Genomic DNA, 17,478 nt, shown 5'->3' with positions numbered 1-17,478 from the left:
TTTGTTAGGCAAGCTTTGCTAACTCTTTGACGAAAGCCAAGAATATGAATGATCGCGTCGTTGTCGGCTACAGCCTCCCTCAACGTTTCCTTCACTGGGCGACCGTGCTGCTGGTCCTCTACAATCTTCTTTTGCCCGATGGGATGAATGCCTGGTATCGGCTTGTCCGCCGTGGCGGGACGCCCTCGCCGGAACAAATCGCTTCGGCCAATATCCATGCCTATGTCGGCATTGCCATCCTGCTTGTGACGGTCCTCAGGCTCTGTCTGCGCTTCGTGCAGGGCGTGCCGCCTGAATCCGCAGGCGAGCCGGCAATCTTTCGCCTTGCCGCGCGGCTTGCGCATGCAAGCCTCTATGTGCTGCTGCTCGCCCTGCCCGTGTCAGGTATCGCGGTCTATTATCTCGGTGTGGAAGCATTGAGCTCGCTGCATGCCGATATCCTGAAGCTCATCCTGTGGATCGTCATTGTTGCGCATGTATTCGGCGCGCTGGTTCACCAGTTTTACTGGAAGACCGATGTTTTGCGGCGGATGACTATCGGTTAAAGACTAGCCCGGTCAGTTGACCGCCGTGACCGTGAAACCCTGCTGGCGCAGCAGTTCTATGACACCTTCCTTGCCGGGAAGGTGCAGGGCGCCAACGGCCATGAAGACGTTGCCGTGGGCGAGGATGGGTGTGGCGCGTTCGGCCATAACCTTATTGCGGTCAAGGATGACGCGTTGCTCGAAGGCGGCGTAGTCGCTGTCCTCGTCGCTGCCTTCGGGTGTGACGGTCTTCAGCATCGGCATCGTCATGCCGATATCGCCGGAGAGATAGATATCGGTCATGGTCTCAACGACATCGTTCATCCTGGCTCCGAGTTCCAGGGTTTCGATCAGCGACTTCAGATGAAATTCGACTGGTAGCTCCGCCATGGCCTGCAGCTGTTCGGCCAGCGTTTCCAGGCCCTTGACCTGCTTGCCTTCGGCCGCCGCATCGGCAGCGATCTTCTGATCGAGGAACTGCCCGCCTTTTGCCTTGCGGGCGATCTCGCAGGCGGGAAGTGCCACTGCGCTTGCGATCATCCAGGGGCGCATGCGGGAAACGGCCGATAACGGGATGCCGCGCTGCTTCAGACCGGTTTCGAGACGGGTGTAATCTTCAGGAGAAAGAAGCTTCTCGATCGTGGTGCCGTCCGTGAACATCATCAGGTCCGGTCTCATCAGAAGCGAGGCAGTGGCCTTCTTCTCATCGAGGATTTCGTCGGACTCGATGATGATCGTATCGGCGCCGTCATGGGCGGTTTGTGCGCGCGGCGGCAGGTTCAGGACGCGCGGATCGGTGACGTGCATGGTGCCGAGCAGCCAGGAGGCTTTGAGACCCGGTTTTTCGATCTTCCAGAAAATGCCTTTGCCGTTTGGCGTCGCATCCGCTTCCTTCACGGCGTCGGCGTAACGGGCGGGGTCCTTCTGCTGCAGTTCGGTCAGCAGATTCGCTCCGGTGCAATTATCCTCAGCAGCATCGGCCGTCGTGACGGAAAAGACGACGGAGAGCAGCGCGGCGACGAGCAGCATGTGGAAGGCTGCGAACAGCCAGAGCAGGATATTGCCCGGCTGCGCGATATGGAAAGTCCGGTGGCCGATAGAGATCGTCATGCTGGTAATCCGGTCACAAATGCCTCAAGTGTCATGCTGTACGCCGGGCTTGCGCATATTCCTTTAAGAGACAGTGTTAACGAAGGATTAAGCGCGCGGATGGGCCTTATCATACACTTCCAGAAGCCTTGACGCATCGACGCCGGTATAGACCTGGGTGGTGGAAAGGCTGGCGTGGCCGAGCAGTTCCTGAATGGTGCGCAGGTCGCCGCCGCCGGCCAGCAGATGGGTGGCGAAGGAATGGCGCAGCGCATGCGGGGTTGCGGAATCCGGCAGGCCGAAGGCACTGCGCAGTTTCTGCATGGCGCGCTGGATGATGGCGGGCTGTAGTCTGCCGCCGCGCGCGCCGCGAAAGAGCGGCTGGCCTTCGTCAAGATGAAAGGGGCAGAGCTGTCGGTATTTCTCGACGGCTTCAAGGACGATCGGCAGCAAAGGCACGAGGCGCGTCTTGTTGCCCTTGCCGGTAATGCGCAGCGTCGTCGTGCCGGCACTGATTTCGCTTGGCTTCACGTCGAGCGCCTCTGAAATGCGCAGGCCGCAGCCGTAAAGCAGTGTCATGACAGCCGCATCGCGAGCGGCAATCCATGGCTCGTCATGAAGTTGCGCGTCGTTACTGACAACGGTTATAGCCTGTCTATCAGAGAGTGGCTTCGGAAGAGATTTCGGTTGTTTCGGCGATCGCACAGCGCCAGCGCCCGCAGCGTTGACGAGGCCTTTGCGTTCCAGATAGCGCAAAAGGGAGCGAAGGCCGGCGAGATTGCGACCGAGTGAGCGGGCACCGGTTCCATCGCGGCGGCGGGCTGCCAGGAAAGCACGGAAGTCGGCGGGGCGCAGCGTCTCAATGTCGCGCAGCGTCGTGGGGCCGCCGAGATGACCGGTCAGAAAGGTCAGGAACTGGCGTGTGTCGCGCTCATAAGCATCGAGCGTATGCTCGGAAAGACGGCGTTCGCGTGTCAGATTTTCAAGCCAAGCGTTGCGCTCCGCCATCAGGTGTGGATCGGCGATGATCAGAAGTTCATTCACGGCCATGGCTCTTGAATTTGATTTCCATAACCCCAATTCTGAAACAGTGGCGTTATGGAATTGCTAATGCTTGCCAAGCCCTTGTCATGTATCGATCATAATTCACTGAGATAGCTTGTAGCTCCGTTAAGACAGGAATTTTTATGGCACGGCGCGACTCGATGACGGCTTTCGGACAGCTTGCGGAAGCGATCGCCTTGGTCTCGCACGGAAAACCCGGCCATATCGTCGATACGCTGATCGCCGAGCGCGGTCAGAAGATCGTCCGTCATCCGCTCTGGCCTGTCATGCGGCCGTTTCTCTACACATTGCTGCGCTATAACAGGGCGATCGAGTTCGCCAATGATGTCGCCAATATGCCTGGCTTCCAGTCGTTCGAATATATGAGCAACCTGCTGAAGCTCGATATCAATGTTAAGAATGCCGAGCGCATTCCGGCATCCGGCGGTTTCATTCTCGTCAGCAACCACCCAACCGGCATTGCTGACGGCGTGGCCGTATTCGATCTTTTGAAGACGCGCCGCCCGGATATGATGTTCTTCGCCAATCGGGATGCAGTGCGCGTCAATCCACGCTTTGCGGAAATCATTATTCCGGTCGAGTGGCGCGAGGAATTCAAGAGCAAGCTCAAAACACGAGAGACGCTGCAGCTGACCAATCACGCGGTAAAGGAAGGCAAGGCGACCGTGCTTTTCCCATCGGGCCGTATCGCCTACTGGGCAAACGGGCGCCTCAATGAGCGGCCGTGGAAGACATCTGCGGTTGGCCTTGCCCGCAAATACAGTCTGCCGATCCTTCCCGTTCACATGACGGCGCGCAATTCCGGCCTGTTTTACTGGTTCGCCAAATGGTCGACCGAGCTGCGCGACATGACGGTTTTTCACGAGCTTCTGAACAAGAAGGGTGACCGTTTTGATTTCGTTATCGGCAATCTCATTCCGGTTGAGCAGCTTGACGGCGATCTGAACGAGGTGACGAAGGCTCTGGAAAATCACACTATCCGCGACATGGCTGCAGATGGAGATGCGCAGTTCATACCTGTCTTCGATCCGTCTGCGCAACCGGCTGAATCCGTGGCCGTCTGACCTCTTTATGGTTCCAATTTTTTGTCGTTGCGGGCATGGTCTGCCGCAATGAGTACAGATTCGTCCGATCTCTTTGGCGCACTTTTCGAAGCCCCGCCCGTGAACCGCACGGTTCCGGTGCTGGTGCCGATGCCGGCGCCAAAACCCTATTCCTATTCAGTACCCGAAGGCATGGCGGTCGAACCCGGTTCAGTCGTGCAGGTGCCGCTTGGTCCGCGCCAGGTTATCGGTGTCGTGTGGGACGGTGGCGAGGATGGCGTCGATCCGAAGAAGCTCAGGCCTATTACCCATGTCTTCGACTGCCCGCCGCTCAACAAGGAAATGCGGGATTTCATCGACTGGGTGGCGGCTTACACGCTTTCTCCGCCGGGTCTGGTGGCGCGCATGGCGCTGAGGGCGCCGAATGCCTTCGAGCCGGAGCCAATGGTAGAAGGATTGCGCTTCGTCGGCGGCGAACCGGAACGGATGACACCGGCGCGCGCGCGCGTGCTCGATACCGCAGCGGACGGGCTCCCTTGGACACGCATCGGTCTTGCCCATGCGGCGGGCGTCTCTACCAGTGTCGTCGATGGGCTGATCGCACAGGGCATTTTCGAGACGATCTTCCTGCCGCCGCCGCCTGTCGTCGCTAGGCCCGATCCGGATTTTATCGGCTCCCGCCTCGACGGTCCGCAGAAAGATGCCGCCGAAGAAATCCTGGACGAAGTGCGCAAGGGCGAATTTGCAGTCTCGTTGATCGACGGCGTGACCGGATCAGGCAAGACCGAAGTCTATTTCGAGGCGATTGCCGAGACGCTGAGGCGTGGCAAGCAGGTGCTGATCCTGCTGCCGGAAATCGCGCTCACGGCGAGTTTCCTCGAACGCTTTCAGAATCGTTTTGGGGCGAAGCCTGCCGAGTGGCATTCCGATCTTGCGCCGCGGATGCGCGAAAAGGTCTGGCGGCAGGCGGTGACGGGTGAGGTGAGGGTCGTCGCGGGCGCGCGATCGGCGCTGTTTCTGCCTTTCGAGGATCTTGGGCTGATCATTGTCGATGAAGAGCACGACCCGGCCTACAAGCAGGAGGATCGCGTCTATTACAATGCGCGTGACATGGCGGTCGTACGGGCGCGGATCGGCGATTTCCCTGTCGTGCTCGTTTCGGCGACGCCATCGGTGGAAAGCCAGGTCAACGGCCAGAGTGGACGCTACAGCACGATACACCTGCCTACGCGTTTCGGCGATGCGGCTTTGCCTGACTTGCATCTGATCGACATGCGACGCCATGCGCCGGAGCGAGGCGGCTTTCTGTCGCCCGTGCTGATCAGGGCGATCGGCAAGACGGTGGAAAAGGGCGAGCAGGCGCTGCTCTTCCTCAATCGGCGCGGCTATGCGCCACTGACGCTTTGCCGTGTGTGCGGCCATCGTTTCCAGTGCCCGCGGTGTTCGAGCTGGCTGGTGGAGCATCGCTTCCGCCGGCAGCTGCAATGCCACCAGTGCGGTCATTCCGAGCCGACGCCGGAGGCCTGCCCGGAATGCGGAACGCTCGACCACCTCGTCGCCTGCGGGCCGGGTGTGGAGCGTATCGCAGAAGAAGTGGAGCGCCATTTTCCCGACGCGCGCACCATCGTGCTCTCCTCCGATATCATGGGTGGGGTGAAACGGCTGCGGCTGGAACTCGATGCCATCGCCAAGGGCGAGGCGGATATCGTCATCGGTACGCAGCTCGTTGCCAAGGGACATAACTTTCCGCTGATGACATTGGTCGGCATTGTCGATTCCGATCTTGGGCTGGCGAACGGCGATCCGCGTGCAGCGGAGCGGACGTTCCAGCTTCTTTCGCAGGTCACGGGCCGTGCCGGGCGAACCGGCCTCAAGAGCCACGGTTTGCTGCAGACCTATCAGCCGCAGCATCCAGTCATGCAGGCGATCGTCTCCGGCGATGCGCGCGCCTTCTACGACCGCGAAATCAGCGAGCGTGAGCGTGCGATCCTGCCGCCATTTGGCAGGCTCGCCTCAATTATCGTTTCGGCCGATACGCGTCATGATGCGGAGAACCATGCGCGTGGTATGCGCAATGCCGCACCGCAGGTTTCCGGCATTTCCGTTCTCGGCCCGGCAGAGGCGCCGCTGGCGCTGGTGCGTGGCCGTCATCGTTTCCGTCTGCTGGTCCATGGACGCCGCAATTCAGACATGCAGGCCTATCTGCGGGCGATGTTGTCGCAATCGCCGAAGGAGCGCGGCTCGGTTCAGGTACAGCTCGACATCGATCCGCAGAGCTTCCTGTAGATCGTTTTCACCCGGCGTTTCCGCAACCGGCCGATCATGGCATAAACGTAGAATCAGCTGATGATTGGGGTCGATGCATGGAGTTTGAATTTCCGACGGAATTTGGCGAGCAGCTTGCCTTCGGCGCGGCCGCCTTCACCGCCTTCGCGGGCTTCGTGATCATGTTCGCGCCCGGTCTTGCGATGCGGGCGTTCGGTCTGGCCGCGCGTGGCGAACGTTGTGAAGGCTTTAGCGAAGTCCGGTCGATGGGCGGCTTCTATCTCGGCCTCGGCCTCGGTGCGATCGTACTGGCCCAGCCTTTGATCTATACGGCCTTCGGAGCGGCGTTCGTGATGGCCGCTTTTGCCCGCATCATCTCCATCCTGTCAGACAAGGGGAACACGCTCCTCAATTGGTTACTTCTGGTTGTGCAGGCGCTTGTCGCGGCGCTGCCTCTGCTTTACGTATTTGGCTTCCTGCAGAGCTGATTAAACGTATTAAAGAATACGTCTCACAGGCTGCTTTCGGGCGTTTCGGCATTTTTGCCGGCAGAAAATCGAGCGAAACACGTATTCCGGCATTACGCGTGTTGCGAGTCCGAATATCCTATGTTAGACGGACCCCGAATTTCGGAAGAAGCAAGAGGCTTCTCTTGCGATTTCTGGGGGAAATCAAAACGAATTCAAAGTCATAAGTTCGGCGCCCGCCGAAAGTCCGGTTTTGAATTGAAATCAGGGAAATTTGTGCCCGTGGCAGACACGTCCCAGCTTACTTCTGGTGTTGCAGAGCGCTATGCCTCGTCGCTTTTCGAGCTGGCCCTTGAAGAAGGCGCCGTTGACAGCGTTACCGCCGATCTTGACCGATTCCAGACTATGCTGGATGAAAGCGAAGACCTGAAGCGCTTTGTTCTCAGCCCGGTTTTCTCCGCAGAAGATCAGCTCAAGGGGATCATCGCGATTAGCGAAAAGGCTGGCATTTCGGGCTTCTTCGCCAACTTCCTGAAGGTCGTGGCGCGTAACCGTCGTCTGTTTGCCCTGCCGGGCATGATCAAGGCCTTCCGCATCATTGCTGCCAACCAGCGTGGCGAAATTTCTGCCGAAGTCACTTCGGCCCATGCTCTGACAGCAGAGCAGGAAAATGAATTGAAGGCGGCGCTGAAGGGCGTCACCGGCAAAGACGTGGCAATTGCTGTCACGGTTGATCCGTCAATTCTTGGTGGTCTGATCGTCAAGGTCGGGTCCCGTCAGATTGATACGTCTCTTCGTACCAAACTCTCTACCCTTAAGCTTGCATTGAAAGAGGTCGGCTGATGGATATCCGCGCTGCGGAAATTTCCGCAATTCTTAAAGACCAGATCAAGAACTTCGGCAAAGAGGCAGAAGTCTCGGAAGTCGGCCAGGTTCTCTCCGTTGGTGACGGTATCGCTCGCGTTTATGGTCTGGACAACGTTCAGGCTGGTGAAATGGTCGAGTTCCCCGGCGGCATCCGCGGCATGGCGCTGAACCTTGAATCCGACAACGTCGGTGTCGTTATTTTCGGCTCCGACCGTGACATCAAGGAAGGCGACACCGTCAAGCGTACTGGCGCGATCGTTGACGTTCCGGTTGGTCCGGAACTGCTCGGCCGCGTCGTCGACGCTCTCGGTAACCCGATCGACGGCAAGGGCCCGATCAACGCGACCCGTCGTGCGCGCGTCGACGTCAAGGCTCCAGGCATCATTCCACGCAAGTCGGTTCATGAGCCGATGTCGACCGGCCTCAAGGCTATCGATGCTCTGATCCCAGTCGGCCGTGGCCAGCGTGAGCTCGTCATCGGCGACCGCCAGACCGGCAAGACCGCCATTATTCTCGACACGTTCCTGAACCAGAAGCCGATCCATGACAACGGCCCTGATCAGGACAAGCTTTTCTGCGTCTATGTTGCCATCGGCCAGAAGCGCTCGACTGTTGCCCAGTTCGTCAAGGTTCTGGAAGAGCGTGGCGCGCTGAAGTACTCGATCGTCGTTGCCGCTACGGCTTCCGATCCGGCTCCGATGCAGTATCTTGCTCCGTTCGCAGGTTGCGCAATGGGCGAATACTTCCGTGACAACGCCCAGCACGCGCTGATTGGTTACGACGACCTGTCCAAGCAGGCTGTTGCTTACCGCCAGATGTCGCTGCTGCTGCGCCGCCCGCCGGGTCGCGAAGCCTATCCGGGCGACGTTTTCTACCTGCACTCGCGTCTTCTTGAGCGCGCTGCAAAGATGAACGACGACAAGGGCGCCGGTTCGCTCACTGCTCTGCCGGTCATCGAAACACAGGGTAACGACGTTTCGGCCTTCATTCCGACCAACGTGATCTCGATCACCGATGGCCAGATCTTCCTCGAAACCGACCTGTTCTACCAGGGTATCCGCCCGGCCGTTAACGTCGGTCTGTCGGTTTCCCGCGTCGGTTCTTCGGCCCAGATCAAGGCGATGAAGCAGGTTGCCGGCTCGATCAAGGGCGAACTCGCCCAGTATCGTGAAATGGCCGCCTTCGCCCAGTTCGGCTCGGACCTCGATGCTGCAACGCAGCGCCTGCTGAACCGCGGTGCTCGCCTGACCGAACTCCTGAAGCAGCCGCAGTTCTCGCCGCTGAAGACGGAGGAGCAGGTCGCTGTGATCTTCGCAGGCGTCAACGGCTACCTCGACAAGCTGCCGGTTGCTCAGGTCGGCAGGTTCGAGCAGGGTCTGCTGTCCTACCTGCGTTCGGAAGGCTCTGCCATCCTGGATACGATCCGCACGGAAAAGGCTATCAGCGACGCGACGAGGGGTGCGCTGACCGCTGCTCTCGACAGCTTCGCCAAGTCTTTCCAGTAATCGGGCCCTAGGTTAGGACGGATAACGGATGCCTTCACTTAAGGATCTGAAAAACCGGATCGCCTCCGTCAAGGCGACGCAGAAGATCACCAAGGCGATGAAGATGGTCGCCGCGGCGAAGCTTCGGCGTGCGCAGGAGGCGGCCGAGGCCGCCCGGCCTTACTCGCAGCGTATGAATGCGGTCCTGGCGAACATCGCCAAGGCCGTTTCCGATGCGGATGGCGCGCCGGTCCTGATGACCGGTACCGGCAAGGACCAGGTTCACCTGCTCGTCGTTTGCACGGCCGAACGCGGCCTGTGCGGCGGCTTCAACTCGCAGATCGCCCGCTTTGCGCGCGATCATGTCCGCAAGCTCGTCGCTGAAGGCAAGACGGTGAAGATCTTCACCGTCGGCAAGAAGGGCTATGACATCCTGCGTCGCGAATTTGCGTCGATGATCGTCGAGCGCAAAGAACTGCGTGACGTCAAGAAGATCGGTTTCGAGAATGCCGACCAGATCGGCAAACGTATCATCGAGATGTTCGATGCCGGTGAATTTGACGTCTGCACGCTGTTCTACTCCGAGTTCAAGTCGGTGATCAGCCAGGTTCCGACCGCGCAGCAGCTCATTCCGGCAAAGGCTCCCGAAGCTGTCGCCGAGGATGCCGATCATGCCGGCGCTGTCTACGAATACGAGCCGGATCCGACGTCGATCCTTGACGATCTGATCCCGCGCAATGTCTCCGTCCAAATCTTTCGCGCTCTCCTCGAGAACGTCGCGGGCGAAATGGGCGCCAAGATGAGCGCGATGGACAATGCGACGCGCAACGCTGGTGAGATGATCAACAAGCTGACGCTCAATTACAACCGTCAGCGTCAGGCTCAGATCACCAAGGAACTGATTGAAATCATTTCGGGCGCGGAAGCGCTCTGAGTTAGGAAAAGAGGGTAAGAAAATGGCTGAGGCAGCTACCCGCTCTGTCGGCAAAGTCACCCAGGTTATCGGCGCCGTCGTCGACGTTGCTTTCGAAGGCGAACTGCCGGCGATTTTGAACGCGCTCGAAACCGACAACAACGGCAACCGTCTGGTTCTCGAAGTCGCTCAGCATCTGGGCGAAAACGAAGTCCGCACGATCGCCATGGACTCGTCTGAAGGTCTCGTTCGCGGCCAGCTGGTTACCGATACCGGCGCTCCGATCTCGGTTCCGGTTGGTGACGAAACCCTCGGCCGTATCATGAACGTCATCGGCGAGCCGGTCGACGAAGCAGGCCCGCTGAACACCGCTCACAAGCGCGCTATCCACCAGGACGCTCCGGCCTATGTCGAGCAGTCCACGGAAGCGCAGATCCTCGTCACCGGCATCAAGGTCGTTGATCTTCTCGCCCCCTATGCAAAGGGCGGCAAGATCGGTCTGTTCGGCGGTGCAGGCGTTGGCAAGACCGTTTTGATCATGGAACTGATCAACAACGTCGCCAAAGCGCATGGTGGTTACTCCGTCTTCGCAGGCGTGGGTGAACGTACCCGCGAAGGCAATGACCTTTACCACGAAATGATCGAATCGGGCGTCAACAAGCATGGCGGCGGCGAAGGCTCCAAGGCTGCACTCGTTTACGGCCAGATGAATGAACCGCCGGGCGCCCGCGCTCGCGTCGCTCTGACGGGTCTGACGGTTGCTGAACACTTCCGTGACCAGGGCCAGGACGTTCTGTTCTTCGTCGACAACATCTTCCGCTTCACGCAGGCTGGTTCGGAAGTGTCGGCTCTGCTTGGCCGTATTCCTTCGGCCGTGGGTTATCAGCCGACGCTCGCAACCGATATGGGCCAGATGCAGGAACGCATCACCACGACGACGACGGGCTCGATCACCTCGGTTCAGGCCATTTACGTTCCGGCCGACGACTTGACCGATCCGGCACCGGCAACCTCGTTCGCCCACCTGGACGCAACAACCGTTCTGTCGCGCTCGATCGCTGAAAAGGGTATCTACCCGGCTGTTGACCCACTCGACTCCACGTCGCGGATGCTCGACCCGATGGTCGTTGGCGAGGAGCACTACGAAGTTGCTCGTAAGGTTCAGTCGACGCTGCAGCGCTACAAGGCCCTGCAGGACATCATCGCCATCCTGGGCATGGACGAACTGTCTGAAGAAGACAAGCTGTCGGTTGCCCGCGCCCGCAAGATCGAGCGCTTCCTGTCGCAGCCGTTCTTCGTTGCAGAAGTCTTCACCGGTTCGCCGGGCAAGCTGGTTGCTCTCGAAGACACGATCAAGGGCTTCAAGGGTCTCGTGAACGGCGAATATGACCATCTGCCGGAAGCTGCTTTCTACATGGTCGGCTCGATCGACGAAGCCATCGAGAAGGCCAAGAAGCTCGCTGCTGCTTGATGAGCGACGCTCAGGACGAGATATTCTGCTGCGACGCCCTCAAGAGTGTCGTGGCAGAACTTCCTGAACCGGCGGCGCCGACCATCTACCGTGCCGATAACGGTGTGATGATGATGGTCGTCGGGTTGGCTCAGACCGAGGAAGGCCTTGGCTATCTCGACCAGGCGATAGTGCACTGCCCGTTCTGCGGGACCAAATTGCAAGATGCAAAAGCCATAGCCGAGAAGGTAAGTCACTGATGGCTGACAATTTCAACTTTGAGCTCGTTTCGCCGGAGCGTCTGCTGCTGTCGGAAATGGTGACCGAGGTCGTCATTCCTGCCACTGAAGGCGAAATGACGGTCATGGCCAACCATGCCCCGACGATGACGACCATCAAGCCGGGCATCGTAAGCGTTCGTTCCTCTTCCGGCTCGAAGCAGGATTACGTCGTGTTCGGCGGTTTCGCTGACGTCCTGCCCAGCGGCTGCACGCTGCTTGCTGAATCTGCCGTTCCGGTGGAAGAACTAAACAAGGACGAACTGACCCGTCGCATCGAAGCTGCGAAGAAGGAACTCGAGGATGTCGTGCATCACGAGCACAAGTCCAAGCTCGAGCACTTCATCATGGAGATGACCCGCCTGCAGGGCATGGTCGGTCAAGACTGATCGGTTCAGTCAGACATCATAGAGTGGATAGAAAGGCGGCCTTCAGGCCGCTTTTTTTGCGGAATGAGCTGCTCCTTATCGCCGCGAATGTTGCAAAACCAAGACAGGCCGTATTTCACCACCTGTCTTGATTGATTTAATTCGCGAAAATTCGGTATCTCAGAACCCGGTGCCGCCGCGCAGTTCGGACAGTAGCGTGCGGAACATGATCTTCATATCCAGCCAGATGCTGAAATTTCTAATGTAATAAATATCGCTGGCGATGCGCGCGCGCGCCTCTGCAGGGCGTTCCGTCGGACCGCGCCAGCCACGCGTTTGGGCGAGACCGGTGATACCCGGCCGCATCAGATGGCGATAATGATATTCCGGCACCAACTCCTCGTAGAGCATGCCGGCGGCGCGCATGTTGATGGCATGGCAGCGGGGACCGACGAGCGACATATCACCCTTTATGACGTTGAGGAGCTGTGGAAGCTCGTCGATGTTGGTCTTGCGCAGGAAGGCGCCGATCCGCGTCAGGCGCCGATCACCCTTGACAGTCTGTTCGACGCCGGTCGGATCGCAGAGATCCGACCGCATGGAGCGAAACTTATAGACCGTGATCTTGCTACCCTTCAGGCCCCAGCGAATCTGCCGGAAAAATACCGGCCCACCGTCATCGAGCACAATGAGAAGCGCGATCGTCAGAAAAACCGGAAGCAGGATGACCAACGCGCTCGTGGCACCGAAAATGTCGAAAGTTCTCTTCAGGCCGAGCTGAAGTCTCTTCCGGCCACCCAATGCGGCAAAGCTTTCGGGCTGGCGAATATTGGAATTCGCTGCATCGAGAGCTTTCATCTTCACTGTTTTTGCAGAGAAGGCCGTATCTAGAAGCTTCGAATTGAACACATTCATTAAGCAACGTCCGTGGAAATACTCGCCTATTGCGTCGCGCTGGCACAAATACATGGACGAGCTCGATTTGTCACCCGCTTCGTTAGTATTTTCGTAACCCTAAAAGAGCCAAATTAGGGAGTATTTGCCGATATCTTTATGATATTTTTGAGGGGTTGAAAATTAACTATATTGAGTAATAGCTGAATTACTACGCGTTATGCGTGCGGCGCGCCGTATTACCGGCAACTCAAGAAGAAAGTAGCTGAAGCTTGCGAGAAGAAAAGTGACCGCCGTCGCAAAGACGCAGCCGGTAAGCCAGTCGCGTACCGGATCGTCTTTACCGATGCCGAATATGGCGGGAGAGATCGTCTGCAGCGAGGTCAGAACGATGTCCTGCCAGATATAGATCCCGAATGAAATGGTGGCCGTGAAGCGTGTGAAGGCATTGTCGAGTAATGCTGCAAGCAGCACAGAACGCGAAAGGGCCAAAAGGGCGACGGCGGTCAGAACTGGAAACATCGGAAAGGCGTAGGGAATTCCGAGCCATCCGTAGGCATCCCAAGGTCCGCCTGTCGAAAGCGGCAGCAACAGGCCGGCTGCGGCAAGACAGGTCAACGCGATGATATCGAACCAGATCCGACGCTTTCGCGGCAGCAAGGTCTGGATGCCGGCTGAGAGCGCACCGAGCGCAAAAACGGCGAAGAAGCCGATGGGATTGTAGTTGGGCATCCACTCCTTCGCTCCGCCCTGCATGCCGTATTGCCAACCACGCTCAATCTCATCGGGAAGGGAAAATATCCGGAAAGCTTCATGGGCGAACAGCGTCACAACAATCATGCCAAGCCAGGCAAGCCGCGTGACGGGTGGAGAGCGGCGGCTTTCTGGAATAGCGAAAAGCCAGAGGAAACAAAGCGGCAGCAGCACATAGCTCGTCACTTCGAACGATATGGACCAAAGCGGGCCGTTCCCTTCGACAGGAAAGAAAGTACGCCAGTGCCATTGGCTCATAAAGCAAAGGCCGCTGGCATAGCGCAGAGTAAGTTCCGGTGTCAGCGCATGACCAAGTAACGTGATGCTGACGATGAAGCCCGCCGTCAAAGCTACCCAATAGCCGGGTACGATGCGGGCCGCGCGGCGTAGCGCATAGATGCGCAGATCGGGCATGGTATCGCCAGCATCAAGGGCGTGCCAGAACGGTAAGGCCAGCAAAAAGCCGCTGAGGATGAAGAAGATGGCGACGCCGAAATTGCCGAAGCGCAAGGCGGTCAGTATCGGTCGCAATCCTTCGCCGAGCTTGGTTAGGTCGATGCGCAGAATGAGATGATGGGTGAGTACCAGCAGGCAGGCGGCTGCACGCAAGAAATCTGCTCCGGCCACCCGGTCCTGCTGCTGCATATCATTCCCTCGCTCCTTGCCGGACTTTGCAGCGGAAAGCTGCCGCCGGCAAGGGCAGGATCATCTTAACCAAGCAGATCGTTGGTGTAATAGGCGGAAAAATCTGGCTTTTCCTTCAGCGCCGCGCCGTTCGCGTCAAGCAGGATGCCATGATCGAACAGGAAGGTACCGATTGCTTCTGCCTTGGCCGGATCGATGGTACCGATTGCGCCGTTTTCGCCCTTAAGGAAATGCCCCTCGACCAGTGCCTTCTGCGATGCCTTGACAAGGTCGGTATTGAGCAGTGCGCCGTTGCTACCCGCAATCAGCAGGTTGCAGGCCTCATCCGGATTATCGACCGAAAAGGCGTAACCCTTGAGTGTCGCCTGAATGAAGGCGCGGGCATTTTGCGGATTGGCTGCAAGATAAGCATCGCTGGAGGCGATTGCGGTCGTCTGCTCATCAGGAATGCCGTAATCGGTATAGCGCCAGCGGCCGACCTGCCGCTTTTCAAGCTGGGCGGCAATGCCTTCCCAAGTGTAGATCTCCAGCGTGAAATCCACCGCGCCGTTATCGAGCGCCTCATAGGCCGAGGTGCCGAGCGTGACGGCCTGGAATTTACCCTTGCCGCCGTCGTTGCGGATCATCGAGGAAACCAGCGCCTCTTCCCAGGCGCCGCCGAAGCCACCATAGGTCTTTCCGTCGAGATCTTTCGGGCTCTTGATGTCGTCGCGACCGCCCTTAAAAATCAGTCTGCCGGTTTCCGTCTGTACCACGGCATAGACGAGCTTCACATCCGCCCCGGCGACGCGCTGGGTAAAAGTCTCGATTTCTCCGCAGATGCCAAAATCGGCAACTCCATTTGCGACGAGAGTACCGGCGCTGGTGTCTGCATAGGGCAGAATCTCGACGTCGAGGCCCACGGCTTCATAAAAACCTTTGGCCTTGGCGACATAGATGCCGATGTGATTGGTGTTCGGTGTCCAGTCGAGCGCGATACGCACCTTGGCAGCGGACTGGGCCAGGGCGGCGCTGCCGGCCAGGCTTGCGGCCATGGCGGCAAAAAGGGTCTGTCGGCGGGTGAGAAGCATTGTGACCTCCTCAGGTTCTTTGCGGATGCAGCAGTGTTTGAAGAATTTCCATTTCGATCGCCTGAGCGGCCGGGGAGCCGATATCGGCGAGGGTGCGCGGCCTTTTCAGCGGCACCTCGAATTCCCTGACCACGGTCGCCGGGCGGGCGGAAAGCACATAGATGCGGTCGGACAGGAAAACGGCCTCCCGCACATCGTGGGTAATCAGCAGGGCCGTCCAGCGGTGATCGGTCCACATATCCTGCAGCCATTCCTGCATCTGGGTGCGGGTCAAGGCGTCGAGCGCCCCGAAGGGCTCGTCGAGCAACAGCATGTCCTGCCGCTGGATCACCGTGCGCAACAGAGCTGCGCGCTGGCGCATGCCGCCGGAAAGGGCGGCGGGATAGTGATTTTCGAAACCGGCAAGGCCGAAGCGCTCGAAGAGCGGGGCAGCAACGGCGCGCGCCTGGCTGCGTCGCATGCCGTGCACTTCCAGGCCAAGGATCGCGTTGTCGATGACGCTTCGCCACGGCATCAGCGCATCGCGCTGCGGCATGAAGGCGAAGGCATGTGCCGCTTGCGAAAGCGGGGTGTCTTCAAAGAGAATGTCACCTCCATCGGCGAGCAGCGCCTGTGTCAGCAGCCGGAGGATCGTCGACTTGCCGGAGCCGGATGGGCCGACGATCGAGACGAATTCACCTCTGGCAATATGAAGGGAAATGTCCTTCAGCACCTCCATGCCATCGAAGGACTTCGAGACATTCTTGAGTTCGAGCATCCCGCTCATCGGCGCTTCTCCGGAGGGGATTGCCAGGGCATGACGAAGCGCTGTGCCGCCAGTGTGAGGCCGAAGAGGCAGAGCGTCAGGAGAGCACTGACGATGACGGCGGCGAGCACAAGATCCGGCCGGAAATTGTTTTTGGCGTTGAGAATATAGATCCCGAGGCCACGGGCAGCGCCTGCATATTCGGCGAAGATGGCGCCAACCACGGCATAGGTGATCGAGATGCGCAGGCCGGCGAAGAAAAAGGGCATGGCGGAGGGAAGCCTCGCCAGGCGGAAGATGCGCCAGCGGCTTGCCTTCATCGAGCTCAGAAGCTCAGCAATATCCCGGTCCGTCGATTCATAGCCCTGCAGCAGAGCGACGAGCAGCGGAAAGAAGGTGACGAGGGCCACGAGCAGAAGTTTAGGCAGCAGACCGAAACCGAACCAGAGCACGACGAGAGGCGCGATTGCGACCAGTGGCAGCGTCTGGCTGACGATAAAGAGCGGCAGCATCGCGCGGCGCATGAAGGGTACGAAATCCATCAGAACTGACGAGGCAAGGGCGAAAGCCAGCGACAGGGCGAAACCGCCGAGTGTTGCGCTGAGCGTGGGCCAGGTATTGTCGAGCAGTGCCTGTCTGTTCAACCAGCCCTGCGTGATGATGCGGGAGGGCGAAGGCAGGATGGAGGGCTTGATGCCGGAGAGATCGACATAGATCTCCCAGATGGCGAGGAAAGCAAACACGGCAAGAATGGCGGGCAAGGCCCGCCTCAATGGCGCGAATGTCGATTCCGGTTTCGGTAAGGTCATTGCCGTCAGGCGTCTCAGGCTTTGCTCGGGCTGTTAGCGGATACCGTGATATCCAGCGTCACATGGCCTTCAGGATCGCCGAAGCGATAGAAGGCTTCATGGATGGTCGCGAAGATCGCGCCGGCATCACCACGCAGCTTGGTGCAGAAATTCTTGGAGCGGTCGAATGTGCCCGAACGCTTCAGGAAATCGATGCAGCCGTAGATCTCGTCCATGTGGGTGCCCGTTCCCATAACATAGAGAGAAAATTGGGCGACCGTCGGCTGCCCAGTCACAGTGGTGTCTCTGACCGCTGCGATTGCAGCTTCCACCCGCTCGGCGAGGGGTTCGGACCGGCTGAAAGACAGGCCGGCGCCGCAGATCGCATCATCCGGCCCGCCGGGGCAACCACGCGAGATGGCCGCCGACAAGACACAGTGCTCGCCGCTTGCCGCAGCCGAGACGAAAAGGTCGCACATGGCGGCAAACAAGACGTCGGGCGGGCCGACCATCAGCGTGGAAATATCGTCCGTCTCGATGCGAAGGCGATCGCGATAGGGATCGAGAGCCTTGATCGCGTCTAAGATGATGCCGACGAAATTGCCGGACATCGGATATAGAGACACTTGTGCGCCGGAAAACATTTAAACCTCGCTCCGCTGGCATTACCCAGATCAGCTTTGAAGGGTCCGGAGGCATGCGCCTCACATCTCAGCCCCGACAATACGGAGCTCCCCTGTGAAATTGTGGCGGAAGCTAGCACCGGGTGG

Annotated in this window: 18 protein-coding genes and 1 riboswitch; of the genes, 10 read left to right on the top strand and 8 right to left on the bottom strand. The window is 58.9% G+C overall.

The window, feature by feature from the left end; all coding sequences use genetic code 11:
- The first annotated feature begins 44 nt into the window (after nt 1–44).
- Nucleotides 45–545, top strand: a complete 501-nt coding sequence (locus EV281_RS20485; RefSeq protein WP_132655692.1) for a cytochrome b/b6 domain-containing protein — start codon at nt 45–47, stop codon at nt 543–545.
- A 12-nt stretch (nt 546–557) separates the two neighbouring features.
- Here EV281_RS20485 and EV281_RS20480 read toward each other — a convergent pair whose 3' ends face one another.
- Nucleotides 558–1,634, bottom strand: a complete 1,077-nt coding sequence (locus tag EV281_RS20480) for a TraB/GumN family protein (RefSeq protein WP_132655690.1) — start codon at nt 1,632–1,634, stop codon at nt 558–560.
- An 87-nt stretch (nt 1,635–1,721) separates the two neighbouring features.
- Nucleotides 1,722–2,657 carry a tyrosine recombinase XerC gene (locus tag EV281_RS20475; RefSeq protein ID WP_132655688.1) on the bottom strand — a complete coding sequence of 312 codons (936 nt, stop codon included), beginning with the start codon at nt 2,655–2,657 and terminating at the stop codon, nt 1,722–1,724.
- A 143-nt stretch (nt 2,658–2,800) separates the two neighbouring features.
- Here EV281_RS20475 and EV281_RS20470 point away from each other — a divergent pair, with 143 nt between their 5' ends.
- From EV281_RS20470 to EV281_RS20430, 9 genes are all read left to right on the top strand, one after another.
- Nucleotides 2,801–3,742: a GNAT family N-acetyltransferase gene (locus EV281_RS20470; RefSeq protein WP_132655686.1), complete on the top strand. Its 942-nt coding sequence runs from the start codon at nt 2,801–2,803 to the stop codon at nt 3,740–3,742.
- 48 nt (nt 3,743–3,790) lie between these two features.
- Nucleotides 3,791–6,007, top strand: coding sequence for a primosomal protein N' (locus EV281_RS20465; protein WP_132655684.1), 2,217 nt, complete (start codon nt 3,791–3,793; stop codon nt 6,005–6,007).
- A gap of 77 nt (nt 6,008–6,084) precedes the next feature.
- Nucleotides 6,085–6,474, top strand: coding sequence for a DUF4345 domain-containing protein (locus EV281_RS20460; protein WP_132655682.1), 390 nt, complete (start codon nt 6,085–6,087; stop codon nt 6,472–6,474).
- Nucleotides 6,475–6,729: 255 nt separating this feature from the next.
- Complete coding sequence (locus EV281_RS20455) at nt 6,730–7,296, top strand: F0F1 ATP synthase subunit delta (RefSeq protein WP_132656289.1); 567 nt, start codon at nt 6,730–6,732, stop codon at nt 7,294–7,296.
- The gene (atpA, locus tag EV281_RS20450; RefSeq protein ID WP_132655680.1) at nt 7,296–8,825 is read left to right on the top strand and encodes a F0F1 ATP synthase subunit alpha; all 1,530 of its coding nucleotides are present in this window, start codon (nt 7,296–7,298) and stop codon (nt 8,823–8,825) included. Before EV281_RS20455 ends, atpA begins: the two co-directional genes overlap by 1 nt.
- Nucleotides 8,826–8,853: 28 nt before the next feature.
- On the top strand, nt 8,854–9,738 hold the full coding sequence (locus EV281_RS20445; RefSeq protein WP_132655678.1) for a F0F1 ATP synthase subunit gamma: 885 nt from the start codon (nt 8,854–8,856) through the stop codon (nt 9,736–9,738).
- A 22-nt stretch (nt 9,739–9,760) separates the two neighbouring features.
- Entirely contained in the window at nt 9,761–11,188 is a 1,428-nt protein-coding gene (atpD, locus tag EV281_RS20440) for a F0F1 ATP synthase subunit beta (RefSeq protein WP_132655676.1), read from the top strand.
- Nucleotides 11,188–11,427, top strand: coding sequence for a hypothetical protein (locus EV281_RS20435; protein ID WP_132655674.1), 240 nt, complete (start codon nt 11,188–11,190; stop codon nt 11,425–11,427). Before atpD ends, EV281_RS20435 begins: the two co-directional genes overlap by 1 nt.
- Nucleotides 11,427–11,834 carry a F0F1 ATP synthase subunit epsilon gene (locus tag EV281_RS20430; protein ID WP_132655672.1) on the top strand — a complete coding sequence of 136 codons (408 nt, stop codon included), beginning with the start codon at nt 11,427–11,429 and terminating at the stop codon, nt 11,832–11,834. The genes EV281_RS20435 and EV281_RS20430 overlap by 1 nt, the downstream gene beginning before the upstream one ends.
- A gap of 159 nt (nt 11,835–11,993) precedes the next feature.
- On the opposite strand, the gene EV281_RS20425 is transcribed toward EV281_RS20430, so the two are convergent.
- From EV281_RS20425 to EV281_RS20400, 6 genes are all read right to left on the bottom strand, one after another.
- Entirely contained in the window at nt 11,994–12,728 is a 735-nt protein-coding gene (locus EV281_RS20425; RefSeq protein ID WP_132655670.1) for a sugar transferase, read from the bottom strand.
- A 162-nt stretch (nt 12,729–12,890) separates the two neighbouring features.
- Complete coding sequence (locus EV281_RS20420) at nt 12,891–14,105, bottom strand: acyltransferase (RefSeq protein WP_132655668.1); 1,215 nt, start codon at nt 14,103–14,105, stop codon at nt 12,891–12,893.
- A gap of 65 nt (nt 14,106–14,170) precedes the next feature.
- Nucleotides 14,171–15,175, bottom strand: coding sequence for an ABC transporter substrate-binding protein (locus tag EV281_RS20415; RefSeq protein WP_132655666.1), 1,005 nt, complete (start codon nt 15,173–15,175; stop codon nt 14,171–14,173).
- A 10-nt stretch (nt 15,176–15,185) separates the two neighbouring features.
- Nucleotides 15,186–15,941: an ABC transporter ATP-binding protein gene (locus tag EV281_RS20410; RefSeq protein ID WP_132655664.1), complete on the bottom strand. Its 756-nt coding sequence runs from the start codon at nt 15,939–15,941 to the stop codon at nt 15,186–15,188.
- Entirely contained in the window at nt 15,938–16,729 is a 792-nt protein-coding gene (locus tag EV281_RS20405; RefSeq protein ID WP_132655662.1) for an ABC transporter permease, read from the bottom strand. Before EV281_RS20405 ends, EV281_RS20410 begins: the two co-directional genes overlap by 4 nt.
- Nucleotides 16,730–16,743: 14 nt before the next feature.
- Nucleotides 16,744–17,352 (bottom strand): YkoF family thiamine/hydroxymethylpyrimidine-binding protein, encoded by a 609-nt coding sequence (locus EV281_RS20400; protein ID WP_132655660.1) that lies wholly within the window; start codon nt 17,350–17,352, stop codon nt 16,744–16,746.
- Nucleotides 17,343–17,456: riboswitch (TPP riboswitch) on the bottom strand. (Overlaps the previous gene by 10 nt.)
- Nucleotides 17,457–17,478 lie beyond the last annotated feature (22 nt).

It is taken from the genome of Rhizobium sp. BK418, assembly GCF_004341105.1.
Lineage (GTDB): Bacteria > Pseudomonadota > Alphaproteobacteria > Rhizobiales > Rhizobiaceae > Rhizobium.
This window is presented reverse-complemented; position numbering and strand designations above follow the sequence as displayed.